29 protein-coding genes are annotated in these 26972 nt (G+C 57.0%); 13 read left to right on the forward strand and 16 right to left on the reverse strand.

The genetic code is table 11. The features are described from left to right. Window positions 1–10 precede the first annotated feature (10 nt). Window positions 11–1162 carry a phosphodiester glycosidase family protein gene (locus KQX66_RS20540; protein ID WP_216794674.1) on the forward strand — a complete coding sequence of 384 codons (1152 nt, stop codon included), beginning with the start codon at window positions 11–13 and terminating at the stop codon, window positions 1160–1162. A gap of 71 nt (window positions 1163–1233) precedes the next feature. Here KQX66_RS20540 and KQX66_RS20545 read toward each other — a convergent pair whose 3' ends face one another. The 4 genes from KQX66_RS20545 to selD form a co-directional block, all read right to left on the reverse strand. After that, window positions 1234–1638, reverse strand: coding sequence for a YtxH domain-containing protein (locus tag KQX66_RS20545; protein WP_216794675.1), 405 nt, complete (start codon window positions 1636–1638; stop codon window positions 1234–1236). Between the two features lie 6 nt (window positions 1639–1644). Further along, complete coding sequence (locus tag KQX66_RS20550) at window positions 1645–2088, reverse strand: DUF948 domain-containing protein (protein WP_216794676.1); 444 nt, start codon at window positions 2086–2088, stop codon at window positions 1645–1647. A gap of 165 nt (window positions 2089–2253) precedes the next feature. Then, window positions 2254–3285 (reverse strand): tRNA 2-selenouridine(34) synthase MnmH, encoded by a 1032-nt coding sequence (mnmH, locus tag KQX66_RS20555; RefSeq protein ID WP_216794677.1) that lies wholly within the window; start codon window positions 3283–3285, stop codon window positions 2254–2256. Window positions 3286–3351: 66 nt separating this feature from the next. Continuing rightward, a complete protein-coding gene (gene selD / locus KQX66_RS20560) occupies window positions 3352–4410 on the reverse strand; it encodes a selenide, water dikinase SelD (RefSeq protein ID WP_216794678.1) in 1059 nt (352 codons plus the stop codon). Between the two features lie 151 nt (window positions 4411–4561). Here selD and KQX66_RS20565 point away from each other — a divergent pair, with 151 nt between their 5' ends. After that, the gene (locus KQX66_RS20565; RefSeq protein WP_216794679.1) at window positions 4562–5197 is read left to right on the forward strand and encodes a bifunctional 4-hydroxy-2-oxoglutarate aldolase/2-dehydro-3-deoxy-phosphogluconate aldolase; all 636 of its coding nucleotides are present in this window, start codon (window positions 4562–4564) and stop codon (window positions 5195–5197) included. 618 nt (window positions 5198–5815) lie between these two features. Here KQX66_RS20565 and KQX66_RS20570 read toward each other — a convergent pair. The 4 genes from KQX66_RS20570 to KQX66_RS20585 all read right to left on the reverse strand — a co-directional run bounded on the left by KQX66_RS20570 (window position 5816) and on the right by KQX66_RS20585 (window position 9882). Then, window positions 5816–6382 (reverse strand): NAD(P)/FAD-dependent oxidoreductase, encoded by a 567-nt coding sequence (locus KQX66_RS20570; RefSeq protein WP_063179815.1) that lies wholly within the window; start codon window positions 6380–6382, stop codon window positions 5816–5818. Between the two features lie 74 nt (window positions 6383–6456). Beyond that, a complete protein-coding gene (locus KQX66_RS20575; RefSeq protein ID WP_216794680.1) occupies window positions 6457–7923 on the reverse strand; it encodes a sensor histidine kinase in 1467 nt (488 codons plus the stop codon). Then, the gene (locus KQX66_RS20580; protein ID WP_216794681.1) at window positions 7920–8627 is read right to left on the reverse strand and encodes a response regulator transcription factor; all 708 of its coding nucleotides are present in this window, start codon (window positions 8625–8627) and stop codon (window positions 7920–7922) included. The genes KQX66_RS20575 and KQX66_RS20580 overlap by 4 nt, the downstream gene beginning before the upstream one ends. Next, window positions 8620–9882, reverse strand: a complete 1263-nt coding sequence (locus KQX66_RS20585) for a hypothetical protein (RefSeq protein ID WP_216794682.1) — start codon at window positions 9880–9882, stop codon at window positions 8620–8622. The genes KQX66_RS20580 and KQX66_RS20585 overlap by 8 nt, the downstream gene beginning before the upstream one ends. Before the next feature lie 293 nt (window positions 9883–10175). Here KQX66_RS20585 and KQX66_RS20590 point away from each other — a divergent pair, with 293 nt between their 5' ends. Both KQX66_RS20590 and KQX66_RS20595 read left to right on the forward strand, forming a co-directional pair. Then, window positions 10176–11309 carry an LCP family protein gene (locus KQX66_RS20590; RefSeq protein WP_216794683.1) on the forward strand — a complete coding sequence of 378 codons (1134 nt, stop codon included), beginning with the start codon at window positions 10176–10178 and terminating at the stop codon, window positions 11307–11309. Between the two features lie 197 nt (window positions 11310–11506). Next, entirely contained in the window at window positions 11507–12916 is a 1410-nt protein-coding gene (locus KQX66_RS20595) for a DUF2339 domain-containing protein (RefSeq protein ID WP_216794684.1), read from the forward strand. A 69-nt stretch (window positions 12917–12985) separates the two neighbouring features. Here the strand turns inward: KQX66_RS20595 and KQX66_RS20600 are convergent, their stop codons facing one another. Next, the gene (locus KQX66_RS20600; RefSeq protein ID WP_216794685.1) at window positions 12986–13624 is read right to left on the reverse strand and encodes a helix-turn-helix transcriptional regulator; all 639 of its coding nucleotides are present in this window, start codon (window positions 13622–13624) and stop codon (window positions 12986–12988) included. Between the two features lie 269 nt (window positions 13625–13893). Between KQX66_RS20600 and KQX66_RS20605 the strand changes: the two genes are divergently transcribed. Next, complete coding sequence (locus KQX66_RS20605) at window positions 13894–14514, forward strand: GyrI-like domain-containing protein (RefSeq protein ID WP_216794686.1); 621 nt, start codon at window positions 13894–13896, stop codon at window positions 14512–14514. Between the two features lie 30 nt (window positions 14515–14544). Here KQX66_RS20605 and KQX66_RS20610 read toward each other — a convergent pair whose 3' ends face one another. Next, complete coding sequence (locus tag KQX66_RS20610) at window positions 14545–15000, reverse strand: DUF86 domain-containing protein (RefSeq protein ID WP_216794687.1); 456 nt, start codon at window positions 14998–15000, stop codon at window positions 14545–14547. A 135-nt stretch (window positions 15001–15135) separates the two neighbouring features. After that, window positions 15136–15945, reverse strand: a complete 810-nt coding sequence (gene thiD, locus KQX66_RS20615; protein ID WP_216794688.1) for a bifunctional hydroxymethylpyrimidine kinase/phosphomethylpyrimidine kinase — start codon at window positions 15943–15945, stop codon at window positions 15136–15138. A gap of 198 nt (window positions 15946–16143) precedes the next feature. Here thiD and KQX66_RS20620 point away from each other — a divergent pair, with 198 nt between their 5' ends. Both KQX66_RS20620 and thiO read left to right on the forward strand, forming a co-directional pair. Next, window positions 16144–16788, forward strand: a complete 645-nt coding sequence (locus KQX66_RS20620) for a thiamine phosphate synthase (RefSeq protein ID WP_216794689.1) — start codon at window positions 16144–16146, stop codon at window positions 16786–16788. Further along, window positions 16785–17933 (forward strand): glycine oxidase ThiO, encoded by a 1149-nt coding sequence (thiO, locus tag KQX66_RS20625; protein ID WP_216794690.1) that lies wholly within the window; start codon window positions 16785–16787, stop codon window positions 17931–17933. Before KQX66_RS20620 ends, thiO begins: the two co-directional genes overlap by 4 nt. Here thiO and KQX66_RS20630 read toward each other — a convergent pair. Next, window positions 17928–18593 carry a tetratricopeptide repeat protein gene (locus tag KQX66_RS20630; protein ID WP_216794691.1) on the reverse strand — a complete coding sequence of 222 codons (666 nt, stop codon included), beginning with the start codon at window positions 18591–18593 and terminating at the stop codon, window positions 17928–17930. The genes thiO and KQX66_RS20630 overlap by 6 nt on opposite strands. A gap of 165 nt (window positions 18594–18758) precedes the next feature. Here KQX66_RS20630 and KQX66_RS20635 point away from each other — a divergent pair, with 165 nt between their 5' ends. Then, a complete protein-coding gene (locus KQX66_RS20635) occupies window positions 18759–19034 on the forward strand; it encodes a hypothetical protein (protein ID WP_216794692.1) in 276 nt (91 codons plus the stop codon). A gap of 72 nt (window positions 19035–19106) precedes the next feature. Here the strand turns inward: KQX66_RS20635 and KQX66_RS20640 are convergent, their stop codons facing one another. Continuing rightward, on the reverse strand, window positions 19107–19469 hold the full coding sequence (locus tag KQX66_RS20640; protein ID WP_216794693.1) for a hypothetical protein: 363 nt from the start codon (window positions 19467–19469) through the stop codon (window positions 19107–19109). Window positions 19470–19662: 193 nt separating this feature from the next. Between KQX66_RS20640 and KQX66_RS20645 the strand changes: the two genes are divergently transcribed. The 4 genes from KQX66_RS20645 to KQX66_RS20660 all read left to right on the forward strand — a co-directional run bounded on the left by KQX66_RS20645 (window position 19663) and on the right by KQX66_RS20660 (window position 24246). Beyond that, entirely contained in the window at window positions 19663–20289 is a 627-nt protein-coding gene (locus tag KQX66_RS20645) for an FMN-dependent NADH-azoreductase (protein WP_216794694.1), read from the forward strand. 234 nt (window positions 20290–20523) lie between these two features. Next, window positions 20524–21663, forward strand: a complete 1140-nt coding sequence (locus KQX66_RS20650; protein WP_216794695.1) for an MGDG synthase family glycosyltransferase — start codon at window positions 20524–20526, stop codon at window positions 21661–21663. Window positions 21664–21710: 47 nt separating this feature from the next. Beyond that, window positions 21711–22880 (forward strand): MFS transporter, encoded by a 1170-nt coding sequence (locus KQX66_RS20655; protein WP_368858148.1) that lies wholly within the window; start codon window positions 21711–21713, stop codon window positions 22878–22880. Beyond that, window positions 22873–24246, forward strand: a complete 1374-nt coding sequence (locus KQX66_RS20660; RefSeq protein WP_216794696.1) for a polysaccharide deacetylase family protein — start codon at window positions 22873–22875, stop codon at window positions 24244–24246. The genes KQX66_RS20655 and KQX66_RS20660 overlap by 8 nt, the downstream gene beginning before the upstream one ends. 153 nt (window positions 24247–24399) lie before the next feature. On the opposite strand, the gene KQX66_RS20665 is transcribed toward KQX66_RS20660, so the two are convergent. Continuing rightward, the gene (locus tag KQX66_RS20665; RefSeq protein WP_216794697.1) at window positions 24400–24720 is read right to left on the reverse strand and encodes a hypothetical protein; all 321 of its coding nucleotides are present in this window, start codon (window positions 24718–24720) and stop codon (window positions 24400–24402) included. A gap of 173 nt (window positions 24721–24893) precedes the next feature. Here KQX66_RS20665 and brfA point away from each other — a divergent pair, with 173 nt between their 5' ends. Then, window positions 24894–25214, forward strand: coding sequence for a ribosome rescue factor BrfA (gene brfA, locus KQX66_RS38805; RefSeq protein WP_498047070.1), 321 nt, complete (start codon window positions 24894–24896; stop codon window positions 25212–25214). Here brfA and KQX66_RS20670 read toward each other — a convergent pair. Beyond that, a complete protein-coding gene (locus KQX66_RS20670; protein ID WP_216794698.1) occupies window positions 25106–26077 on the reverse strand; it encodes an ROK family protein in 972 nt (323 codons plus the stop codon). The genes brfA and KQX66_RS20670 overlap by 109 nt on opposite strands. A gap of 44 nt (window positions 26078–26121) precedes the next feature. Next, window positions 26122–26931, reverse strand: a complete 810-nt coding sequence (locus KQX66_RS20675) for a DeoR/GlpR family DNA-binding transcription regulator (protein ID WP_216794699.1) — start codon at window positions 26929–26931, stop codon at window positions 26122–26124. Between the last annotated feature and the right edge of the window lie 41 nt (window positions 26932–26972).

A 26972-nucleotide genomic window follows, 5' to 3' on the forward strand; every position in this document is an offset into this window, starting at 1 on the left:
GATTTGAATTATGTCCGTACCGATGCCCGGCAGTCCTCGTACTCAGACGACCGCTGCCGCAGCCGCAAAGAAAAAAAAGAAGCCGGTTAAAAAGAAGAAACGGCGTTCATCCACCTTGGCCTCAATTACACTCTATACGTTCTTTTTTATGTTTTTGTTTGGAAGTGTGTTCAGCTTGTGGTTTTTTCTAACGGAATCCGGCACGAATCTGCGCTTGATGATGGCCGATACGATCATTTCGACACAGCACCGCGATTGGGCGAAATACCTCATCGGCGAGGAAGAGCTCAAAAAACGGGTTGACCGGTACTGGGCGCAGTTCGACACGTATTCCGAAATCAAGGATAAGGACCTTGTGCGCGTAGACCATAAACCGGCGACAACGGTGGTCGAAAAAAAGCCGCCTGTTGAGATACAAGACATTGAAGGAAAAAATTTTAAAGGCAAGCTGCTGATCGTGAACGATCCAAAAACGCTGCGCATCGCCGTTCCGGGCACACGCGGCAAGGGAGAAAAGGTTTCCTCGATGGTTAAACGATTGGGGGCCATTGCCGGCGTCAATGCGGGCGGGTTCGTCGATCCGGAATGGAAAGGCAATGGCTTTCAGCCGACCGGCCTCGTCATGTCCGGAGGGAAGATCTTCTACAACGACGGCGGCATGAACACACGCAATCACATCGTTGCCATCGATAAAGAAGGCAAGCTGATCGCGGGCAAATATACGCCGAACGAGCTGATCAAGATGGGCGTTCAGGAAGCGGTCACCTTCGCTCCGAAGTTTATCGTCAACGGCGTGGGCATGATCAAAAATCAGGCCGACGGCTGGGGAATCGCTCCCCGCACCTCGATGGCGCAAAAAGCCGACGGCACCATCATGTTCGCCATCATCGACGGACGCCAGCCGGGATACAGCATCGGGGCGACTTTGTACGATATCCAGAACATTTTTCTGGAGCATGGCGCGGTGACAGCGGCCAATCTGGACGGTGGCTCCTCAACCGTACTGGTCAAGGACAACCAGATCTTGAACAAGCCATCCAGCGAATACGGCGAACGGTATTTGCCTACCGCCTGGCTGGTGTTCGAAGACCCGGCCAAAGCGAATATTAAAAACATTTGGGAAGGACTCGATCCAAGCAAGATCGATCCGTCCAAATGGTAATCATCCGCCAAAACCAAACGGGATCTCAGGCATAACGCCGAAGATCCCGTTTTTTTGTGGCAAGTCAAGCGTTAGTGTTCTTCGCGTTCCACTGTCGTGGCTGCAATAGACGCTTCGGCTGTGGCTACATCGTCTGTACCGTTTTCTGATTTGCCGTTGCGCCACGATTTCACTTCCTGGCTCACTTGAACAGCAGCCTGCTTCGCTTTTCCAGCCATCTCCGCCGTGGTGCGTCCGATGCTTTCCGCCGCAGTCTGCGCTTTATCCGATACGGCGGAGACGAGCCGCTTCGATTTTTCCGCAACGTCGCCTGCGAATTGCTGCGTCTTTTCGCTCACCTGATGATAGCCCTCTTTCAAATCGGCGCGCAGCTCGCGTCCGGATTTAGGCGCAAACAGCAGTGCTGTCACCGCGCCAAGCACACCGCCGATTACGGCTCCGACAAGCAAATCCTTATTTCTTTTTTCCGCTTCCATCGTTCTTCACTCCTTTGATTTCATGGGTCTGGAAGCTTGCAGGCGATGCCAGAGCTGCAGGCCGGCGGCTGTCAGCTCCATCAGGTCGTTTGCAGTATCCCGATGGCTATGTAACGCTTTGCGCGCCTCAAGTGCCGTGCTCTCAATGGCGAGTGACGCGGACTTCACGATTCGGGATACCCGCTGCACCGCTTCTCCCGTCTCCTCCGCCGCCGTAAACCAAGCATCGACCGCTTGCATTTTGCCCTGCAGATCCCGCATGACCTCGGTTGACACAAGAAGTAAGCTTTCGGTGCTCTCCGTCGTTTGCCGAACTTGCTGCTGCATCGTATCAAGCGCAGTCTCGGCGTGCCTCAGGGCACGAATCGCCAAATACGCAAAGCGTATAGCCAACCCGATGAGCACCAGAAAGGCAAAAATGCAGGTCGCCGCTCCCCATTGCCACCACATGGCCTTCACCTCCGTCATCCCATCCGCTTCTAGACGAATGCCTATGAGATAGTACAGTATAAGACGGAGGCGCCCATTTTGACACAACTTCCGGAAAAAAAGGACGAGGAGCCTGGCAAAAAAGACAGCAAAAAAAGCCTGGTTGCCCAGGCTTTAAAGTTCGGCTTAGAACAGCCGCTTCAGCTCTTGCTCGATTCGCTGCACGGCTTCATCCACATGACGGACGCGGAGTCGAATCGACTCCGTGGTATAACTTTCTTCCGCGTGCTCGTAGCGCGGATCGTAGTAGTATTCGAGCAGCAGCCCCGCGGCTTCTTCGAATTCATGGTCCAGCAGATGCCGCTCGATTTGCGCGGCCACCGGCGTATGAAGCCGGCGGTGAATTTGCCGAAAAGCGTCGAGGCAGGCGTCCGCGTGCTCCTCCGGCCGATATTCCTGCACGATGTGCCGTATCCGTTCTTCCAACGGTACCTCGATCCGGATCGGGATGCCGCTTGTTTTGGCTTCCGCCAAAAAGCCGGGCATCACCGCCCGGCCGATTCGGCGGCTTTCCGCCTCCATCAGCACGAAAGGCCGGTCCTGATAGCGCAGTAGCTCGTGGACAAGCAGCGATTCGAACGTCTTTTGGTTGTTCGGCACAAGTCCGATCTGCCCGAAGATGGAGCCGCGGTGTCCGGCCATCTGTTCAAGATCGAGCACAGGGTAGCCCCGTTCGGCCAGCTTCCGGAGGATCAGCGACTTGCCGGTGCCGGTATGGCCGGCGATGACGACGACCTTGGGCTTGAGCTCGAACGACTCAAGTGTCTGTACGACCCACTGACGGTAGGCCCGGATGCCTCCGGCTAGCCGGTAGGCGCGGATACCCATGAGCGACAGCAGCGTGGCCGACGTCCGGCTTCGCATGCCGCCCCGCCAGCAGAAGACGGCCTTGTTCGGGCCAAGCGCCTGAAATTCCCGGATGAAAGCCGGAAGCTTGGCAGACACGATCTCAAGCCCGCGCTGCTTGGCCGCTTCGATGCTGACCTGCTTATAGGTTGTGCCGATCTCCGCCCGCTCCCGGTCGTCGAAAAGCGGTATGTTCAAGCTGCCGGGGATCGTAAATTCCTTGAATTCTCCCGGAGAGCGGACGTCGACGAGCGTCAGCTCCCGTTCTCGATACAGGCGCAGCAGCTCCTGCACGGTTATGTCTTGTTGCAACGCGTCCTCGCTCCTTTGCTTCATATGGGGCGTGCTGCGGCATAGCTGCACGTCCTAGGCGGCTGCTTACAGCGATTCCAGGACGCGGATTTCGCCCGGATGGTCGGCGGTCGTCTCGCCGATAATCGCTGCCTCGACGCCAGCGCGGCGCAAGTCGCTCAGCAGGGCGTCAGCTTTGTCCGCGGCTACAGCGATCAGCAGCCCGCCGGAGGTCACAGCGTCGCAGAGAATCCATTGATCGAGCTGATCGATAGACTCTGTGAAGGCGACGGTGCCTTCGAGGTGCGCATAATTGTTCTTAGTTCCGCCCGGGACAAAGCCCGCCTCGGCCAATTCGCGGACGCGCGGCAGTACAGGCACCTGGGCCTTCCCGATGCGCACGCCTACGCCGCTGCCTTTGGCCATCTCGGCCGCGTGGCCGAGAAGTCCGAAGCCGGTCACGTCGGTGCAGCCATGTACGTCGTACGGCTCCATCGTTTCCGCAGCCGTCTTGTTCAATGTGGTCATTACCTTGGTAACCCGTTCGATTTCCTCCGGGCTTAAAGCGTCTTTCTTGATCGAGGTCGTCAGGATGCCGACGCCGATCGGCTTGGTCAGGATCAGCTTGTCCCCTGGCTTGGCCCCCGCATTCGTCTTTGCTTTGGACGGGTGCACCAGTCCGGTGACAGCGAGACCGAACTTCGGCTCGTTATCGTCAATGGAGTGGCCTCCGACGAGTGTCGCTCCCGCTTCTTTGACCTTGTCGCCCGCGCCGCGCAAAATGTCGGCCAGTACTTGCTTATCCAGCTTTTTGATCGGAAAGGCTACGATGTTCAGCACCGTTAGCGGCTTCCCGCCCATCGCATAAATGTCGCTGAGCGCATTGGCTGCCGCGACCTGACCGAAAGCGTAAGGATCGTCGACGATAGGCGTAAAGAAATCGACGGTTTGGACCAGCGCCAGCTCGTCCGTCAGCTTGTACACTCCGGCATCGTCGCTCGTATCGAGACCGACGAGCAGGTTCGGGTCGGGCGTTGCCGGCGGAAGGGTCCGGATCACCTGCTGCAGATCCGCGGGACCTATTTTGCAGCCGCATCCGCCTTTCGTAGAGTAAGAGGTTAATTTGATCGGTTCGTTAACGCTCATCTTTCGGATCAGCTCCTAAACATGGTTTCCATAAAGTACAGGTTAGCACAGTTGGCATTTAAAAAAAAGCAGGTATAATGAAGACAATGAAATGGCGGCCTATCTCTGCGACAACAGGGTAAAAGCAGGCCATAACGGGAGGATATAGCGGATGAATCGGGAACAAGGACTTCAGTTGATCGAGAATGTAAAGATCGTCGCCATTGTGCGCGGCGTGGAGGAACGGCATATCGAGGGGTTAGCGGATGCGCTAGTTAGCGGCGGGGTGCCGGTCATGGAAGTAACGCTGAATACGCCGGGAGCGCTTGGCATGATCGAACGGCTTCAAGCCCGCTTCGGAGAACGGATGTACATCGGCGCAGGGACCGTCGTGGACGTGGACGACGCAAGGAAAGCGCTGGATGCCGGGGCGTCGTATTTGGTTACTCCGAACACGGACGAGCAGGTGATCCGTTACGCCGTGGAGCGCGGAGCTCCGATTTTTCCGGGAGCGATGACGCCGACGGAAGTTGTAAAAGCATGGAAAGCCGGGGCAACGGCGGTGAAAATATTTCCGGGCGCCAGCCTTGGATTCGGCTATATCAAGGAATTGATGGGCCCGCTGAATCACATCCCGATGATGGCGGTCGGCGGCGTGAACGAGGATAATATCGCCGAATTTATGAAGATCGGCTGCTACGGGGTCGGCATCGGCGGCTCGCTCGTCAACCTGAAGGAAATCGCTGCCGGCAACTTTGGTTGGGTGCGGGATAAAGCGGCCCGGCTCGTAGAGCGGTCCAGAGGCTGAATCGCATCGGAGAAGGAGTCCGCTGCCTTAAAGTAACATGCGAATTAACCTCATCGGCACTCCGGCGCAAATGTAAAGGGTTCCTTAGCGATGAAAGTTACAAGTGCCAGGTTGGAGAGTTTTAAGCAGTCTTAGGCTTTACATGTCGCGAGTGGCGAATGGCGAGTTACGAACTGAGAGAGGTATCGGCGGAGAGACGGGATGACGAGCGCGACCGCATACTCTTGGGGCTCTTGTAACCTGGCCCAGACAAAATAGCGGAACTGCCCGTGCGTTATTCGATTGGATTTCGCCGGCATATCCTCAATAGCGGAACCGGAAGTGCCTTAACGCCTTCGTTCTCGGCGGCTTGCACATTTTTCGACAAGGTTAATGCACTTTGAGTTCCGCTACGTACTCGTCAACGGTCCAAAGCATTCAAATAACTCATCCTGGTTCCTCTATTTTTCAACTTACCGACAGCCCCCCTTGCTGTCCTCTCAGATTTCGCATTGTGAGGACAGATAAAGGTAGCCTATCGTGAGAAGAAATTCAATCCGATGGCCCGCAGGAAGCCGAAATGAGCTGCAAAACAAAAAACGGCGGCCCTCCGTAGCTGGAGGCCGCCTTTTTGCACATTTATGCTTTCAACACGTCATGGTCGACATACCGTTCGCCGTTCAGCTCGCTGATCAAATTGATCGCCACCTTGGCCCCGTCGCCTGCGGTAATGATCGTATGCACGCTCACGCCCGCTGCGGTCCCGGCAGCCCAAATGCCCGGCACGTTCGTCTTGCCCTCCGGGGTAGCGTCGACTACGGTTTTGATCCGCGGCTCGGTTCCCGGCTTCGTATTCACGCCGATCTGCTGCGCCAGCTCGGCGTTCAGCCCCGTGGCGAGCACGACATGCTTCGCTTCGTAGCTTCCGTTCTCCGTCTCCAGGCGGAATCCTTCGCCTTCCTTCGCAACGGCGACGACTTTGCCTTGTACCAGCTCGGCTCCGAACTTGGCCGCCTGCTTCTTCCCGATCTCCACCAGGTCCGGCCCGGTAATCTCGGCTACGCCGTAATGGTTCTCCACCCAAGCGCGTTTCGTAATGCTCTGATCGCTGTCAATCACCAGCGTCTTCTTGCCGGCCTTCGCCGTGAAGAGGGCCGCGCTTGCTCCTGCAGGTCCTGCTCCGATAATCGCTACATCGTAAGACATCATTCATCCTCCCTTTCCAGAAAGTGAAAAAGTCGAACGTGCGAATGGATGCGGATTCGCCCCGATCTTTTCCATTATCCCCCATCCGCTTCGGGCTTGTCAAATGGCGTGCCGGGGGCGTCCGTGCCTTGAGCTTCAGTCTCCTCCAACGGCAGCCGGACCGTGACCGTCGTCCCCTCGCCTTCTGTCGAATCGAGCCGAATCGCGCCTTGATGCAGATCGATAATTTCCCGGCAAATGGCGAGTCCGATGCCGGTTCCTTCCGCTTTCGGGTCGGCCTGATAAAACTTCGTTTGGACGTTTCCTAAATGCTCGCGCGATATCCCGATGCCGTTATCCGAGATTCGCACGACGGCGTCCCGGTCCTCCCGCTCCAGAGAAATAGCGATGCGTCCGTCCGGCCCGGTAAATTTGATCGCGTTATCGATCAAATTCAAACAAACCTGCTTCAGCCGATTCGTATCCCCGATGACCGTCACCGGTTCGGATGGGACGCTCAAACGAAGGTCGATCCGCTTTTGCTCCGCTTTGGAACGCATTTGCAGCACCGCCTCCCCCAGCAGCTCGTTCATCTGCACGCGGGCGAGATCGAGCGTTATGCTTTTCTGGTGCAGCCTGGAGAAGTCAAGCAGCTCCTCGACGAGGCCGATCAAGCGATCGGTTTCCTTCGCGATAATGCCGAGCCCGAGCCTCGTCTCTTCCTTATCCTCCAGGCCGCCGGTCAGAATCGTCTCGCTCCACCCTTTAATGCTGCTTAGCGGCGTCCGAATCTCGTGAGAAATGGAAGAAATGAAATCGTTCTTGAGCGCTTCGCTGCGCACGATCTCGCGGGCCATATAATTCAGCGTCCCCGCCAGCTCGCCGATCTCGTTGTCATACGATTCGTTGACCCGCACATCGAACCGGCCTTTGGCCATCTCGGCGGATGCGGCCGTCATCCGTTTGATCGGCCGGACGATCGAATTGGCGAAGGGAAGGCTGACGAGCAGCACCAGCAGCAGCACGACGCCGCCGACGCCGGCCGATACGGCATAAATCGTGCGCAGCACCCGGTCTACCTCCGTCAAGGAAGTGACATACCGGATCACCGCCAGCGTCTGCCCTTGATAGACAAGCGGATTGGAGACGGCCATCACGCGCTCGTTGGTCACCACTTGATTCCCGGTCCATACCCCCGTCCGGCCAGCCCAAGCCTCCTTCACATCGCTTGTCCGAATACTCTCCTGGACGGCAAAGCCGCTCGATGCCGCCAGCACCGTACCGTTACGGTCCACAATTTCCAGCTCCGCCGTTTCGTAAGCGAAATACTGCACCATCCGGTTCAAATGCTGGCTCAAGTTATTGTAAAACAAGTCCCCCGCAAAATTGGCGTAAAAGTTCGCCGAGACGACGGCATGGTTGGTCAGCACATTGGCGATGCCGTTATAATAAAACTGGCGGACGGCAAAGAAGAAGACGCCTTCCATCAGAAGGAGCGTCAGCAGAACGATCCCCAAAAAGCGCATGACGACCTGCCGCCTCAGACTTCTCCGCAGCTTCATGTCGAGGCGTCCCGCCCTTGCCAGCGGTAGCCGAAGCCCCATACCGTCTCGATAAATTTCGGAGCGGACGGGTCCTCCTCTACTTTTTGACGGAGCCTGCGGATATTGACATCGACGATTTTCGGATCTCCGATGTATTGGACGCCCCAGATCTCATCAAGCAGATCGTTTCGGCTCAGCGGCGAGCCTTCTTTTTCGATCAGGCGCTGGATCAAAGCAAACTCGGTCGGAGTCAGATCGATCCGTTCTCCGTTTTTGCGGAGCTCGACATTCTCCGGATGAATTTCGAACGGGCCGGAGCGCAGCGTGCCGCTGTCCTCCCCGCCGGCCGGCTGCCTGCGGACACGGCGCAGCAGCGATCCAACGCGTGCCATCAGCTCTCCCGGACTAAACGGCTTGCCGATATGATCGTCCGCTCCGAGCGACAGCCCCATCACTTTGTCCTGCTCCTGCACTTTGGCGGTCAGAAAGATGATGCCGATCCGCTCGTTAAATTCGCGTACCCGCCGGCACACCTCGAAGCCGTCGATCCCCGGTACCATGACGTCGAGCAGCGCAATATCGAAGCTGTCGTCCTGCTTCAGCAGCGCCAGCGCCTCGTCTCCGGTAACCGCCTCCGTAATGTCGTACCCTTGCCGCTTCAGATTGACGACGACAAAGCTGCGGATCGAATCTTCGTCTTCCAGAATAAGTATTTTACTCATGCGTCTGGCTCCCCCCTTCGGCTCTCGCTTCTGATAGCAAGCGGAAAAAGCTTCGATAAGCCGCCCCGTTCGCATCGATGGCATACACTTGATCCATCGTCCGGCTCAACACGGTCCATGTCTGGTTGTCATCCGTCCATTCCGCCTGCGGAAATACCCGGATCTCGGCCAGCTGCTTCCCGTCCGCGGTATCCACGAAACGGACGGAAGTATCCGACTTCTTCACCGTAAACCGGCCCTTCCACTCCGGCGGAATGTCAAAGGTATACCCGTATTCGCCGCTATAGTAACGTTCCAGCACCGTCGTAAGTCCCCGTCCGCCGTCCCATTTGGCAAAGGTCTCGATCCAAGGGATGTTGACCATCGCCTCGTTCTCGTAGCCCGGCGGATCGTACATGCCGGATATTTCGATGATGCCGTCGCCGTCGGCGTCTTCGCTTTTGCCCGAGTAAGCTTTGTAGGTCGTTTGAGGATTAAGCGCCCGTTTGAGCTTCCCTGCATCGTACACAAGCAGCTCGGTATTCGAGGAATGAGCGCCTACCGAAGCATCGAGCACGACGCCCCGCTTGTCTGCCGACACGCGTCCTCCGAGCACGTTATAATAATCGTTCACGGTCGAATCCAAACGGACGCTTCCCAGCTTGCGAAGCGCGCTATCATATTGATAGAGGGTTGCGTTGGACGATACTCCCCTGTCGTGTACAATGACCGTTACATCTTTCTTTCCGTCTCCGTTCAGATCGTCAATGACGTAGTCCGTATACGGCAGCTCCACCTTCTTCACCATCCGTCCGGCCTCCCAAGAATAGACCGCCAAGCCTTTGGCCGATTCCGCTCCCGTCGAATACCCCGCGATAACGTCCTTCCGCTCCTTCTGCACCACATCGTCAAACGTCAGCGAATCCAGCTCAAAGCCGGCGCCCTCGAACCGGTCAAGACGCTGCCACGAGCCGTCCTTCATTCTCCATATTTCGCCATTCAGCTGTTCCTTGTTTTTGATCTTATAAAAGAACACCGCTTCCTCGCTGCCGTCACCGTCCAAATCGATCAGCGAGTACGCTCCCTTCTGCTCCGCCTTGCGGGGGCGGATCAACGCCGCGCCTTCCGGCAGCGACCGTTCGATCGTCAGCTTCAGCGCCTCCTGCTCGGCCGGAAGCTTCGGCAGCCGCATATATGCCCCCGGCTGCTCCATGAAGCCGCAGCCCGTACAGCCTAAAACCAGCGCCAGCCAAACCGCCGCCGCTTTTCTCTTCATCGTCATATGTCACTCCCCAAGCGGTGGTCCGAACGTCCGGGTTTCGTTTTTTTTCACATGATAGCCTTTCCTCTTGCAAAAATCAATCAACGGGCCGGAATACGTGTGACTCAGCTCATTTTAGGGTAAAAAAGAGTACCTCTTCCCATTGTAATCGTTTGTCGAAAGAAGAAGGTAACAAAACGATGACAAAAGATTTGGCGAATTTTTAATATTTTTGTAACCTTTTGCTCCATGTTTTGCGTTAATATGGTAGACAGTGTTTCGAAAGAGCCTTGACAGGAGGTTGAATGATGGTTCCTTCCCGACAAAATCTAGCGATCAAACCCCGCAAAACCTTGCGGAATGTTATTATAGGTCTTGCCCTGCTTGGCGGAGGCGCCGTCGCTTACGCCGGATATTTGCTGCATCAAGCCGACAAGGCGCTGGAAAATATGTCTGTGGCCCCGCCAGTAAAAACGACCCAGCAAGGATTGAACGGTCTGGTCGCTCCTGCGGAGAACTTCAAGCCGATGACCTTTTTGCTGACAGGGATCGACAGCCGTGACGGCAGCGGCGGCACGCTGAACACCGATGTGCTGATGCTTGTCACGTTGAATCCGGAGACCCGCTCCGCCACAATCGTTTCCATCCCCCGCGATCTGGAGATGAAGCCGAAGGAGTTCGGCCTTTCCAGCCAAAAAGCGAACTACTATTACGCGCACTATTACATACAGGACAAGGACACCGCGATTCAGAAGACGAAAGAGCTGTACGGCAGCATGTTCAACGTGCCGATCGATTATATGGCGGCGATCGATTTCGACGGCTTCCGCAATGTCGTCGACGAGCTCGGCGGAATCGAAATAAACGTCGATATGGATATGCGCTACGTCGATGAAGAAGACGGCACGAATATCAATCTGAAAAAAGGATTTCAGACGTTAAACGGCAAGCAAACGCTCGATTTTTTACGTTACCGCAAATCCAACCGGGGCACCGAAGAGTCCTCGGACCTCGCCCGCAACCAGCGCCAGCAGGAAGTGCTTGATAAGCTGCTGCAAAAGATGACGTCGTTCAGCGGGATTACCCAATGGAGCGGATTGCTGAAAATCGCCGGAGAAAGCGTGAAAACGGATATCCCCGCCGATGAGCTTCGCCGGTTCCTGCTTTCCTTCCAGAAGCTGAAGCCCGACCATATCGAGTTCATCCACCTGGACGGACGATGGGATAGCCCTTTCATTGTCGTCAAAGAAGACGAGCTTACCGCAGCGATCGCCTCTTTGCGGACGCAGCGGGGCCTTCCGGCCGAAGTCCCGGGGACTACCGTGACCGGTTCGACCTATAGCTTGTACAGCAAGCGCTTCGGAATCGATCCGGCACCTGTGAAAAGTAAAGAAAAGGAAAAGGAAACCGATACGATGAACAAGAACGGCAGGTCCCGCTAACCGCGGCAGACCTGTTCTTTTTTTATTTTGAACCTTCTGCAGCTCGGTTCGGAAAGCATCCCGTTGAACAAGTAACAGCTGAAATCGAACGTGTGTTCCAGTACTAGATGAAATTAGTACTTATCCCCTCCTCCCCCGTTCCCTTACAATTATTGTAACTAAGTACGGAACACGATATCGAGGGAGGAACGTTGGGCATGAAAGAACGGCTGCGCAGGTTGCCGTCATGTTGGCCCGGAGCCGTGGTGATTCTGGGGGTCTTTCTATACGGGCTCTGTCTTACGCTAGGGCAAGGGCCTCCGTCGGGTACGGGCATGCTGGCCACTGCGGCAGGGGCAAGCTGGATCGCCTTCAAATGGCGGTCGAGACTCCTCTTGAACATATCGCTGCTCGGAGGATGGCCGGCGCTCCTGATTGTAAGCCCGGGCCCGGATGAAGGCTGGATGCTCTGGGCCGGCTTATTGGCATTGAATGTCGTCTATTTTACCCTTAGTCTCCGGCTCGATTGGAACGAGCTGAAATTCACCGCATTTGCAGGCACATGGCTGTTGTATTTCGTATTTTTCCTGAAGCTCCAGCCGGACGCCGCCGAAGGTTGGAGCCTTGCTTACCGGTATGCGCTTCTGATTTATATTTTTTACATTGGTGCCTTATCCGTCTCGATATGGAAGAAACGGGCAGACGAAGGCGCCGACCTGTTCCTGGGTATCGCGAATGCAGCCGTGTTCGGCTTCTGGGCGTTCGTCTTGTGGGAACGGGTCGTGCCGATCGCCTACCCGATGCTGTTCATGGGGATGCTGTACGTCATCTTGGCCTGCCTGAACCGACGCTGGTTACCCGAATTATCTACGATCGTCCCGATGAAGCTGTTCGGCGGAATGATGCTCATCCTCCTCGCCGCGCTCCACTTTCTCAAGGAACGGACCTTGGAACCGGTCACCCATGTATTTCTATGGCTTCCCGCCGCTATCGCCATTCTGGGACTTGGCACCGTAAAACGATGGGATGCGCTCCGTGGGGTAGCGGCCGTCGTCTGGCTAGGCGTCTTCGGCTACTGGATTTTTGGCGCATGGAATGCGGCAGAGGCGGACCCGTTCGGCAATCCCTCCCCGTTCGCCCACGGGAATATGCCGGCTTGGGCGCTGATGGCCGCCGTAGGATTTTATTTGTCGGCCAAAGGCCGCTTCGAACGATTGCGGGAAGACGACAATCGGATGCTCTCCAACGGATTCGCTTTTCTCAGCCATCTGGCCGTCGGCGGAGGACTTGCCTGCGGAACGCACAGCTTCTTCGCCTATTACGGGCTAGCCTCACAGCTTAACCTGCAGCTTACTTTGTCGGCCGTCTGGGGCTTGTACGCGCTATTGCTGCTGCTGTGGGGCGTATACCGGAAGCGGAAGCCGCTTCAAGCCTTGGGCTCCTTGACGCTGATCTGCCTCGCTGTCAAGACGATCCTGTTCGATCTGTCCGGGAGTCCGGCGTTGGACAAAATTATTGCGTTCATCCTGTTCGGGCTGCTGTCTGTGGGCATAACTTATATGACGAACCTGCGAACGACACATAGCCAACGACCCAAGCCGGAAAACGACGCGGCTCCCCCTTCCTGAAACGGCAAAAAACCATCTCTTGCGGAGATCCAGCAGTCATTGCGGAGATCCGGCAGAAGAGATGGTTTTTTATTGGTTTGGCCGAATGGCATACGTACATTTGCCGCCGCCTTTGGCGAGACATTCCGTCCGTTCCACTTCGGCTTCCGGACCGAGCAGACGCTGAAACATCGCGAGCTCGCATTGGCAAGCGTGGTTATATTGATTGGCTACCTGAGAGATCGGGCAATTGTACTCCTTCAGCAAATACCCGCCGTCCTCCGTCGGCTCCAATTCGACCATATAGCCATTCGCATTCTGAATCTCGGCCAGCTCTTGAACGCGTCCGTCGAACGGCTTATCTTTCATGCGCTCCCCGTAGCGGCCGATCAGCCTCTCCTTGCGCCGCTCGAACAGCAGGTTCACGTTGCTTTCCCCCAGGGAAGCTTCCAACTCTTCCAACAGATCCAGCGCGAGATGCTGATACTTTTTAGGAAATAAGTCGTCGGCAACGGGTGTCAGCGAATACAGATGCGAAGGTCGTCCCATCGCCTGCCGCACCAGCTTCGATTCGATCAAATTATCCCGCTCCAGCGTGTTCAAGTGCCGCCGCACCGCCATTTCCGTGATGCCTAGCTGCTTCGACATATCCCCCACGCTTAGCGCCCCTTTGGTCTTGAGCATCGTGAGGATGACGCGTCGCGTCGATACGTCCGTTTCCTGGTTCATGCGGTCTCACCGTCCTTCTTGTATGCAGGCCGCCTGTTTCATTATGGCGGAAGCTATGCTGTACCTTATGAATAAAAATATTGTATACGAAATGAGACGATAAGTAAATTAATATACTACTATGTATGTAAAATACTAACCGAGGAGGCTGGCGGGGAATAAAACGAAAAAAATTCGAAGCTGCTCCGTTACGCTGACAATAGGTTGTCAGGGATAACCCGTTATGCTGGAGCTATATCCTATCCGAAACGAAGAGAGGACGTGCGCGAATGGACAAGCTCGATCTTGCCAAAACATATAAAACTTATTACAAATCCGGATCGGAGCCGGAGCTTGTAGGCTTCGGCGAAGCGCCGTACTTGACGTTTGTCGGTCAGGGCGACCCGAACGGCGAGCGGTTCGCCCAAGCTACTGCAGCGCTGTACGCAGCTGCTTACGGCGTCAAGGCGCTTGGCAAAGCGCAAGGAACCGATTTTACGGTGCCGAAGCTGGAAGGGCTGTGGTGGGTGGAATCCAACAAGCCCGCACTGGAGGCCCCGCGGCAGGAATGGCGCTGGAAGCTGCTGATCCGCATGCCCGACTTCGTTACCGGGACCGTGGCAGCCGAGGCCAAAGAGAAGACGTCCCTGAAGAAAAAAGAGCTGGCCGACGACATCGCTCAAGTGGTGTACGAGACGATGGCCGAAGGGCTGTCCGTGCAAATGCTTCACATCGGTCCTTACGAGACGGAGCCGGAAACGGTGGAGCGCATGCACGCTTACATGGAGGCGCGCGGACTGGTTCAAAACGGATTGCATCATGAAATTTATTTGACCGATCCCCGAAAAACCCCGCCTTCCGGCTGGAAAACGATTCTGCGCTTCCCGGTAGAACAAAGGGACCTGTCCTGATCCGGACGGTCCCTGGTCTGCAGCACGGCGCTACAGCATTTCTTTGCGGATAAATGCCGGTACGGCTTCGGCAAAAACGCTCAACGCCCGAGGCAGCTTCGCGATCATCGGATGCAGCCCGCTGCGCGGCAGCGTGTTGTATTCCTGCGTCAGCGAACGGCGCAGCTTCACAAGCTCCGTCAAAACGGCCGCAACGTCAGCCCCGAACACGCCTTCGCCGGCGAGGATCTCGACGATGTCCTCATAGCTGCTGGCGTCCCGCATCATGAATGCGTCGATCAGCAAGCTGCCGACGTCGGTCACCGTCTCAATCGCCAGATGCAGCGTCCGCTCCTGCGCCAGATGCAGCAGCAGCTCCGAATCCGCTTCCTCTGCGCCGGTCTTTCCCCGGGCTTCCCAAGCGGACTCCAAGGCAGCGCAAGCTTTCAGTAAATCCGGCACGAACGCCAGCCGGGCATCGATTTGTTCCTGATTGACATAGTACATATCGCTTATCTCCGTTTCTTCTTTTTCCACTTGGACCACAGCGCGATGGCGGGAAAAAAGGCGATGAGCAGGACGATGAGCAAAACCGCCTGCATCAAGTATTCATAGCTCATGTATCGGATGCTCCTTCGTCTGCTATTCGGCCGCGATGCGCTCGCGCACGTACGCCCAATGGTTCGTCGGACCGTGACCGGCGCCGATGCCGAGCGTATGCCGGATGGCAAGCGTAATAAATTGCTTGGCCGTATGGGCGGCCTCCAGCAGCGTCTTCCCTTTGGCAAGCTCCGCGCAAATAGCCGCGGAGAAGGTACAGCCTGTCCCATGCGTATGCCGGGTTTCGTACCGCTCGGCCGTCAGCAGGTGGAACGCCTCGCCGTCATATAGCACGTCTGTCGGCTCGCCGCTGCGGTGGCCGCCTTTGACGATCGCCGCGCCCGCGCCAAATTCTTTGACGATGCGCCGCGCGGCCTCCTTCATGTCCTCTATCGTGGTGATCGAAAGGCCCGTGATCACTTCCGCTTCCGGGATATTGGGCGTTACAAGCGCGGCCAACGGCAGCAGCCTCTCGCGCAGCGCGTTCTGCGCATTGCCGGCCAGCAGGCTCGCTCCGCCCTTGGCGACCATCACCGGGTCCACGACAAGCCGCTTCAATCCGTGCTTGCGGACGCATCCCGCAACCAGCTCGATAATTTCCGGCTGCGACAGCATGCCGGTTTTGGCCGCGTCCGCTCCGAGATCGGACAGTACGGCGTCAATCTGCTTCTCGATCCCCTCCAGCGGAATATCGTAAATGCCGTGAACGCCCAGCGTGTTCTGCGCAGTGATCGCCGTAATCGCGGACATCCCGTACACCTCAAGCATTTGGAACGTTTTCAAATCCGCTTGAATCCCTGCTCCGCCTCCGCTGTCCGAGCCTGCGATCGTCAATGCTTTGAATATCGTCATGCTGCACCTGCCTCCCGAATCGCTATACCTTCCATAAGTTTAGTCTTCTCCTTCCCGACCGTCAAGAAGCCCGGTGGAGTCGCGGCCCCCGGTTCGTGATCATTTTATGACAAGTGGGACAAACGCTTTGACGCCGCGGAAGCGAAAGCGTTATGATGAAACTACATTTCAATGGAGAAAAGGAAGGTCCGATCCCATATGTCCCGGAGAACCCATGCGCTGCACGTCATTACGACCGGCCGGCAGGAGCTGGAAGAGGTAGCCGCGATTGTGGCCCGCTGTCCGTTCGAGCTGGTGGACGCGCTGCACATCCGCGAGAAGCACCGCAGCGCCAGCGAGCTGGTGCGCTGGCATGCGCGGCTGAAGCCGCTGCTGCCGCACACGGCGGTGCTGCTGAACGACCGCCTGGATGCCGCGCTGGCCGCCCGGGCGGACGGCGTACAGCTTACCGGCGGCAGCTTGACGCCGACCGAGGCGCGGGCCATCGCTCCGCGCGGCATGACGCTCGGCTGCTCCGTCCATTCGGCCGCGGAAGCGGCCGAGGCGGGCCGGCAGGGAGCCGATTACGCGCTCTTCGGCCATGTGTACGCCACCGGCTCAAAGCCTGGCCTAAAGCCACGCGGCCTGGCCGGATTAACGGAAGCAGTGGAAGCGGCGGACGTGCCGGTACTGGCCATCGGGGGCATCGAGCCGCATCTCGCGGACGATGTCTTGTCCACCGGCGCGGCCGGCATTGCCGTGCTGTCTTCGGTGCTGCTGCATGCGGACCCGGCGGGACAAATTGCCGCATTCCGGGAAGCCCTCGATCGGACGAAGCATACCCCAAGGAGAGGATTGTCATGAGTACGGATTCAAGTCATACGGGCGCCAAGCCGACCGTTATCATCGTCGGCGGCGGCATTATCGGCTGCAGCGCGGCCTACGAGCTCGGCAAGGCGGGCTTTGCCTGCACGCTGATCGAGAAAGGGGCGCTGAATCAGGAGGCGTCCACCGCCGCCGCAGGGATGCTGGGGGCACAATCCGAAACGCACCGGCCTGGCCCTTACTACGAGCTGTGCCGTCTAAGCCAGCAGCTGTACCGCGCCTGGACGGACGAGCTGGAGCAGGTCAGCGGCCTTACGGCGCAGTATGTCGCCGAGGGAATCGTCCGCGCGGCCCTTACGGAAGAAGATGAAGCCGAGCTGCGCGGCCGCTTGTCGTGGATTCGGGACGCCGAGTGGGTACAGCCTGCGGAAATGCTGGAGCTGGAGCCCGAGCTGACCGCTACCGTGCGCGGCGGGCTGTATTTGCCTGCCGATCATCACGTGCACCCGGTCTGGCTCGCCAAAACGCTGCAAGCCGCGATAGCGAAGCAGGGCTGCACGATCCGCGAGTGGACGCCGGTCATCCGTCTGCTGACGGAGCCCGGAAGCGGCCGAATCCGCGGCGTACAAACGTCGGAAGGCCCGCTGTACGCGGACCTCGTCGTGCTCGCTGCCGGCGCTTGGAGTCCGGCGTTGACCGAGCCGCTCGGGCTGAGCCTGCCCATGTTCCCGGTCAAAGGCCAGTGCATTTCGCTCAAAACCGAAGCGCCGCTCATCCGCTCCACCGTCTTCACCAAAGGCTGCTACGTCGTGCCGAAACGGGACGGCAGCTGTATTGTCGGTGCGACCCAAGCGGAAGCCGGCTTCGACAAGCGGCCAACCGCCAAAGTCATCGGCGAGCTGCACGCCAAAGCGACAGCGCTGCTGCCGCGGCTGGCCGAGGCCGAATTCGTCTCCACTTGGGCGGGACTGCGGCCCGGCACGCAGGACGCTCTGCCGTTCCTCGGCACGTGGGACGCTGCGCCCGGCTTGATCTTCGCTACGGGCCATTACCGCAACGGCATTCTGCTCGCACCGGCCACCGCGCGGATTGTCGCCGAGCTGGCGCAGGGCCGGCCGACTTCGGCGGACTTGGCGCCGTTCACGCCCGCCCGGGCTGCCGCAGATACAGCCGCCGTCTTATGATTTCATGCGGGCGAGAAGCGCCCAGCGCCGTTCGTGGCGCCGCTTGTATTTGGGAAGCCCCCGGTATAGTTCCACCGCTTCGCGGAACGCCCGGCGGGCTTCTTCGTTTCGCCCGAGCCCCCGGTACAGCAGACCGAGCCGATAATACGCTTCGCAGGATGAAGAGTTAACTTCCCCGAACCGCTCCAGATACCGGATCGCCTTCTCCGGGTCGTTACCAGCAAAAGCTTCGCCCAGCCGCAAATAAGGCTCGCCGTATTTGACCCGCGGGTTCAGCTCTACCGCACGCAGCAAGAGGCGTTCGCCTTCCTCCGTCCGTCCCAGCTTCAACTCGCAAATGCCCTGCTCGCTGAGCACGTCCGCGGAATCGTCCATCACTTTCGCCACCTCAACCAACAGTTCGAGCGCCGCGCCGTATTTTTTTTGCTCCATATAAATTCGGGCGATTTCCAGCTTGGTCGACGTATGGTGCGGATTGAGCCGCAGCTCATCCTTCAGCCGGGACAAACGCCGTGCCCGCTTCAGCGGCTGAAAAATGCTCGGGGTCAAGCCGACAAATCGGCGGTCTACCATATACAGGATGATCAGCAGCACGAGAAAGGCCACAAACGGATTTCCAGTGACCCACCATAATAAAGAAAAGATAAAGACTTTACTCACGCCTGGCGACCTGCCTTTCGCTTATTCTCCCAACCGATTGTACCACAAATTGACATAAACGGTCAGGCAAAAAATCAGTTGTGAACGTTTCCCGAACAGGCAGGAATTTGCCGGCTGCTTCGCGAATGGTTTGTCCATGAAGCAATCGGGGGGAACAACCAGTCCATGAGTACAGCAAATGAAGACAAAGCCGCCAAGTGGCAAAAAACGCGGCAGTTGGGCAAAGCGAGATATGTCATGTACTACGGCGTTGCCATGTGGGGGATCTCGCTGGCGGTGCTGTTTACGGCAATCGAATGGCTGACACAGCAAACGCTTACGCCGTCCTGGTTTACGATCCGCATCATCGTATTCGGGATTATCGGATTCTTTATCGCGAACTTCCGTTGGGACGGCAACGAGCGCAAATATGCGCCGCGCCCGACGAGCAAGAAACGCTGAGCTGCGCAAAAAAAGAAACAGACGGTCACGCCTCAAGGCGCAGACGTCTGTTTTTTGTTTCCCGCTGCAGGCCTACACCTTTTGCAACCGCGCTTCCTTCAGCTGCTGCCGGATCTGCTCCCGGACGTCCCCGAAGCTCAAAACCTGCTCCTTGAACGCGTCCCTCGGATTCCAATGCGTCTCTCCCGCTTCATCCGCGAACAGCTTCTCCGTGACATCAACATAAGCGGCGTGCAAATCATTGTCGTACCAATCGATATCGCGGTCCGCGTCTTTTTCCAGCACCATCACCATGTCGTAATCGTTGTCCTGCGACTCTGAAAAAAGCACCACCAGATGCTTGTCCCATCCTTTAACACGCACTTCGACATCCGCGCAAAGCTGGTCGCCGCGCTCCAACACCCGGCGGCATACCGCATGTTCAATCGGATTCATAGCCATTCTTCCTTTCGTCGCTTCGCTGCGGTTAGCTTCCCACTTCCGGAAACCGGCTATACCTTTTTATTTTAAAATTAAAATAATACTTGACTTTAGTAAGTTACATGTTTTATTATACTTACATAAAGTAAGTTATTAATTTTGATTGACCCTATACCCTTTTCGCCAAATTAAAGGAGGCTTTATTTTTATGTCCAACGTACTGTTTATTAAAGCGAACGACCGCCCGGCCGATCAAGCCGTCAGCGTAAAGCTGTATGACGAATTCCTGAAATCGTACCGTGAAGCTAACCCGCAAGACCAAATCACCGAGCTCGACCTGTTTGCAGCCAACCCGCCTTATTACAATTCCGTCATGATGACCGGCCTGTTCAAGCAAGGCAAAGGCATGGAGCTGACAGCGGAAGAAAAAGCGGCAGCCGATGTTGCCAACGCTTATCTGGATCAATTCCTGGCCGCGGACAAAGTCGTCTTCGCGTTCCCGCTCTGGAACTTCACGATTCCGGCGCAACTGACGACGTACCTGTACTACCTCTGCCAAGCCGGCAAAACGTTTAAATATACGGAGCAAGGGCCGCAAGGTCTCGTTACCGATAAAAAGGTTGCTCTGTTGAACGCGCGCGGCAGCGTTTATTCCGAAGGACCGATGGCGTCCATTGAAATGTCGCTGAATTATGTTAAAACGATCATGGGCTTCATCGGCGTAACGGATCTGACTACGGTCGTTGTCGAAGGCCACAACCAATTCCCGGATCGCAATGCAGAAATCGTGCAGGCCGGTCTTCGTCAAGCTGCACAAGCCGCATCCACGTTCTAATTTCACAGCTGCCTTACACCGTCGGCCCCTCCCAAGGGGCCGATTTTTTTGGCCTTGAGCCTAAGTTGCGCTCCGGGCGAATAGGATGTCCTATAGGACAAATCAGAAAATTTACTCAATTTTTTGTACCTTTTCGCAAACTCGTATATGATAATGATGGGGCCATCTTGCCCTCCTTCCACACTTCACCATTGTTTCGCGAATCTGAATGAGAACTAAGGTGCGTGAAAAACTATGACTGAAGCCAACCCCAACATTTTGATTTTATATGCCAGCTATGGCGACGGACATCTCCAGGTCGCCAAGGCGCTGCAGCAGCGTTTTGCCCGCTTGGGCATCGAACGGGTCAAGCTTGTGGACCTGCTTGCGGAAGCCCATCCCTTCATGAACGCCGTTACCCGTTACGTTTATCTGAAGAGCTCTACCCTGGGGCCGGATTTATACGGCTGGAGCTTTTATTTGACCCAGCATTTAAGGCATGATACGGCGTTTACCAAATGGCTGAACCGGTTCGGCACGCGCAAATTCAAGCAAATGCTGCAGGCCGAGCGGCCCGATGCGGTTATTTATACGTTTCCGCTGCCGGTCGTTTCGGGGCTGACGTCTCGCCATGGCACGGCCGTTCGGACGTATACCATCTTAACCGACTTTGTCCTTCACCAGCGCTGGATTCATCCGGATATCGATAAATATTACGTAGCCACGGAGCAGCTAAAGCGGCAAATCGCCGCTTCCGGTGTGCCGGAGCACCGCATCGAGGTGAGCGGAATCCCGCTCCGCAGCGCGTTCAGTGAGCCGATCCGGCGGCAAGATGTTTGCCGGAAATACGGCATTGAGCCTTCCAAGCCGGTCGTTTGCCTGATGGCCGGAGCCTACGGCGTCTTGAAGCACATCAGCCGGATGGGGCATGCGCTGCTCGGGTTGGATGACATCGAGCTTGTCTTTGTGTGCGGCAGAAACAAACCGCTTAAGGAGCAGATCGAAGCGTCGTTTGCACGCCATCCCCGCGTCCGCATTCTCGGTTATGTGGAGCACATTCACGAGCTTATGGCGATCTCGTCGTGCTTAATTACGAAAGCCGGAGGCATTACGCTCTCGGAAGCTCTGGCCATGCGCCTGCCGGTTATCGTTTTCCGTCCCCTCCCGGGCCAGGAGAAAGAAAATGCCCGCTTCCTGGCGCAGCAAGGAGCAGTCGAAATTGCGCAGCGCCCCGATGAGTTAACTTCGCTCGTGAAGCGGATCGTCTCGCTCCCCGGCCAAGCGGAACGAATGAAGGCCGTCATGGAGAAATTGTACAGCGGAAATGCGGCGGACTCCGTCGTCTCGGATATGCTCGAAGGTCTCTCCCGAACCAATTCCGGACTTTTCGGGTAGAGCGGGAGCTCGGCTTTTGCTTGTCATCCAGGAGGTGTATTGGTCAGGTGCTGCGAAAAATCGCAATGGACAAAGACGTACTACCGCTTGCGCTCATTTTGTTTTCGGTCGAATTCGTTCGGGGCGCCTATCTGGTCTCCTTTTTGCCGACTTATGCGACGGGTATCCTCGGTCTTTCCGTGGCCGTTGTCGGCGCCGCCGTGTCCGTCCATTACGTCTCGGATACGGCGATCAAATGCTTGGCCGGTTATTTGCTCGACCGCTTTTCGCTCCGGCTTATTCTTCATTCCGGGCTATTCGTTTCGCTGCTCGGCCTGCTCGCCATGTATTACTTCCCTCAGGCATGGGTGCTTATTGCAGCGGCCGCCGTATTCGGCATCGGCGTCTCTCCGGTATGGCTTGTCTGCCTCAGTAAAATTAAGGAGGAGAATCGGGCATCCCAAATGGGCATCCTTTATACGATATGGCTGGTCGGCTTAGGGTCCGGGCCGGTCGTTATCAACTTTTTGATCGATAAAGGATACCGGCTCTCCTTCTGGCTGATGGTCGGCTTGTGGGCGCTCGGATGGGTGCTTGCACTGCGGATGAAAAACGAGGTTTCCTCCAAGCAGACCTACATCCCGCTAAGACGTCAGGTCGAGCTACTGTGGGAACGAATGAAAACGATGAAGCCGCTACTTCCGGGCATGATACTGCAAACGGCGGCTGCCGGTATGCTCGTGCCGATCCTGCCGAGCTTTGCCGCCAACACGCTGGGCGTCAGTCACAGCGGCTACTCGCTCATCCTGATGGCCGGTGGCGCTTTAACAGTCCTGTTCCTGATCCCGATGGGAAAATGGTCCGACCGCCGGGGGCGCAAATGGTTTCTCATCTTCGGCTTCGGGGCGATGGCGGCCGCTCTCTTCCTCCTGACCCGGGTTACGACGCTGCCTGCCGCCGTCTTGATCGCTGCGGTCCTCGGCTTTGCCTACTCCACCGTCCTTCCCGCGTGGAACGCCCTTCTGGCGGACTATGTGCCGAAAAACCAGCAGGGCCTCGGTTGGGGATTGTTTTCGAGCGTGGAAGGGATCGGTGTCGCCATCGGTCCGGTGATCGGCGGATGGCTGGCCGCCGCGTTTCATGAACCGGCCGCCGTATTGACCAGCGCAGCTCTGCTAGGGGGGATTGCTTTGTTTTATTGTTTCGTTCCTGTAGAAAGAGTGATGGAACATGGCTGAATCAATCACGATTCTCGTTATCGTCCTTACTTTATATACGCTGATCCCTACATTTCTCATGCGCGTCTTCTCGCTGGGCGCGTACCCGAAAGAAAACACCGAGCACGGCATTGCGCTCACCTTCGATGACGGTCCGGACCCGAAATATACGCCGATTCTGCTCGACCTGCTGGCGCGGCACGGCGTCAAAGCGACCTTTTTCGTGCTCGGCTCCAAGGCGGAGCGTTACCCTGAATTGATTCTGCGCATGCATAATGAGGGCCACCTGATCGGGGTTCACAACTATGTCCACCGCACCAATGCCTTGATGATGCCTTGGAAGGTCAGAAAGCAAATTAACCGGACCGCCGAGGTGATCGAAAAAATTACCGGCAAGTCCCCTCAATTTTATCGTCCGCCTTGGGGGGTTGTGAATATCTTTGACTTTTTCCTGTCCCGGCGTTTTCGCATCGTGCTCTGGTCGCTGATCGTCGGGGATTGGCTCAACCGGACGGGCAAGGACAAAATCAAGCAGCGGTTGTTCGCCCAGCTTCAGAGCGGTTCGGTGATCGTGCTTCATGACAGCGGCGATACGCTCGGGGCGGACCCGGATGCGCCGGAGCTCATGATCGCCGCGCTCGATGAATTTTTGACGGAAACGGCGCGCCGCGGCTTTACGTTCGTCCGCATTGATGAACGGTTTCCGCTGAACGAGCCGGAGGATCGCATGCCTGCGGATCGGCCGAAGCGAAAACGATGGATTGCCGCGGTCTGGCTGCAATGGGAACGTTTCTTTCAATGGCTGCTTCAGGTGCGGCCGATCGATCCGTGTAACGCGCTGCTCCAGTTTCGGCTATGCCGGTACCATGGTAAACGGATTCCGCTGAATGACGGACAATTCATCGAACCGGGCGACCGCGTCATGGAGCTTCACCTCGACAACGCGACGCTGCTCGACCTTGGGATGAAGACCAGATCAACGATGCAGTTGGCCGTGCAATTGATACGCGCGATGGAGCGCTGCTTGCCGCTCGTATCCGAACGGCTGGCAAGCGATCCGGCGCTCCGGGACGTGAAAGGCTTATACGGCGTCTCGATCATTCATCGCGGCGCTTCCCAGCTCGGATTTACCGTCTCCGATCTGCCCAAGGGCATCTTTTTATTTTGCTCCAAGCTTTATTTACGGTGGCTGCTGTACGTCATCCACCCGCAGGGCAAACGGCGACTGGATACGAAGACCGCGCTGCTGACGCCGAAAATGATCGCCATTTCCGCAAACGAGGTGCGCCGGAGATACCCGTCGAGTAGCTTCCACAATCCCGAACTGACCTCGAACCCGCTGACGGCCGGAAGAAGCTATGACGAAAGCATGTATCAAGGGATGTAAGCGCCAAAAACAAAGAGCCTGCAATCGGGAAGATTGCAGGCTGTCAAGGAATTTATATATTAAAAAGGGGGTCGATACTTATTATAGGCAAGGAACGTTAACGCAGGATGAAATTCAGATTACAGTTTTGTTACATTTGAATGATTGCTGTAACTAGGCGTCGGCGTCTGGGGCCGGGTCGCCGCCGATTTTTTTCTTCATGATCAGCTGCGCAAAAAACAGCAGCACCTCATTATTCGCAAACGAAACACCCAGTCCGAACAGACCGAACATCCGGGAAAACTGCTGTTCGGAGCCCGCAAAGGCCGACGACCACCACCAGACTGCACCCGCCGTCAGCACAATGTTGACCGCCGTCCCCGCCAGAAACGAAAGCAGCAGCTTTTCCGTCTTCCACATCATCAGAATCCCAACCAGTCCCGTTACTACAAATCCGGCTCCCAGCATGAGCCAATAAATCGCATCGTATGTCAAGGCAAATCCCACTCCCGTTCAATCACATGTTTATCCCTTCCAAGGTTATCATGAAAGAAGGAGCCGTACAACCGGTTGTACGTTTCGCCGCAAAACTGTCAAACTCCCGCCGTCTGGTCATCGTCCTTCAAGAAGCGTATAATAGAATGGATCACCAATCAGGAGGTGCCGACATGGCCAAAAGTCAAGCATGGAAAAAAAGGCGGAAGCTGGAGCGGGAAGGCTCTCGCAATCCCGAGCTGAACCGCGGAAGCTGGCACGGTGTCGTTCCCGTCGAACGCGCGACCCCGACGCTGCACGAGAAACAAAGACGTTTAATGGATAAGCACAAAAAGAAATGGAACCGCACGCTGCCCCCGGACAGTGAAGGTTCCATTTTTTATTGTTATACCATATCGGTTCCGTTCAGACGCTGCTTCGCATACAGTGCGCTGCCGACAATGCCCGCATCCTCAATCCGTTCCGCAGGCTTGATGACGAGATTGTCCAAGTAGAACGAAAGCGTGGACCGCTCGATTTCTTTGCGCATCGGCGCGAACAATCTCTCGCCCGCCAGCGAACCGCCGCCGCCGATCACGATCGCCTCCGGGCTGAACAGCGGAATCGCCGCCGCCAAGCCCCGGCCAAGCAGCGTCCCCGTACGCTCCATCACGGCAATCGCCGCAGGGTCTCCTTCATCGTATGCGCGGGATACGTCCGCAGCCGTCAACTGCTGGAGGTTGTCTCCGGCGAAACGCTCGGCCAATATCGTCGATTCGCCCCGCTGTACCGCTTCCCTCGCTTGGCGCGCAATGCCCGTTGCCGACACGGCCGTCTCCAGGCATCCGATCATTCCGCAATTGCAATGGTATTCAAGGCCCGGAACCGGGATGTGTCCGAATTCGCCGGCACGTCCGCCGCTGCCGTAATACAGCCTGCCTTCGTTCACCATTGCCGCCGCAAGACCCGTCCCGACCGTCAGGCCGAATACGTGCTTATAGCCTTGCCCGGCCCCGGCGACCGCCTCGCCGTACACATACATCCGCACGTCGTGGTTGAGGTAAACGGGCAGTCCGCCGAGATGCTTGCTCAGCTCCGACGTTATCGGGACGTTTTTCCAGCCAAGGTTGACGGCAAGCACCGATACGCCGTTCACATGGTCGACGAACCCGGGAATCCCGATGCCGACCGCCTCCGGCGATACGCCGGCTTCCGCGATCAAGCCGTTCACGGCTTTCCCCAGCCGCTCGATCACGTCCACGCTTCCCCGCTCCGCCTCGGTCGCGACCTTCGTCATGCGCAGCGTCCGCCCCGTCTCGTCCGTCAAACCGCAAACCATATTGGTACCGCCGATATCGATTCCTACGTAATGTTTCACCGGATCTCCTCTTTTCTATGCGTTTCGCTCTAGTCATTTCCCCATCAGAGGACGGGAGCCGCCGGCTCCGCCAAGTACAGCGCGATCCCCTGCTCTTCCAAATGCCGCTTCAGCTTCTCGTCGGCCGGCTGGTTCGTAATGCAGCCTTGCACGGCCGTCAGCGGCGCGATGCTGAACAGCGAAGTCCGGCCGACCTTCGTATGGTCGAAGACGGCCACCGTCCGGCGCGACCGCTTCAGCATCAGCCGCGCGATGTCGGCTTCCTGCTCGGAGAAGGTGGTCAAGCCCTGCTCCTCGGTAACGCCGTCCACGCCCAGAAACATCATGCCGATGTTGACGCTGTCCACAATTTTTTCCGCAAGCGGGCCGCACAGCTCAAAGCTGTTGCTCCGCATCACTCCGCCGGTCAATACCACCTGAATGCCGTCGCTCTCGGACAGCTCCATGGCGATGTTCACCGCATTGGTCACGACGGTGATGCCCCTGCGCAGCTTGAGCTCCCGGGCGATGAGAAACGTCGTCGTGCCCCCGCTCAGCCCGATGACGTCGCCTTCCTCCACCAGCGAGGCGGCCTTGGCCGCAATGGCTTCCTTTTCCAGCCACAGCAGCTCCTTCTTCTCGTTGAAGGGGACTTCCCTGCCGGCAGACGGAGACGGCGTATCCAGCTGCGCGCCGCCCAGGCTGCGGATTAGCCCGCCTTGCTTCTCCAGCAGGTCCAAGTCGCGCCGGGCGGTCGCTTCCGAGCAGGCGAACTTGTCAATGATCTCTTGAATCGTAATTTTTCCTTGGCGTTTCAGCAAGTTCATAATCTGCTCGCGCCGCCGGTCGCCCTTGCTGAGCATCTTTCCGCTCATGGCGTCCCCTCCTGTCGTTCCCATCCGTTTGACAATCTAAT

It is taken from the genome of Paenibacillus oleatilyticus (assembly GCF_018998565.1).
Taxonomy (GTDB): Bacteria; Bacillota; Bacilli; order Paenibacillales; family NBRC-103111; genus Paenibacillus_G; species Paenibacillus_G oleatilyticus.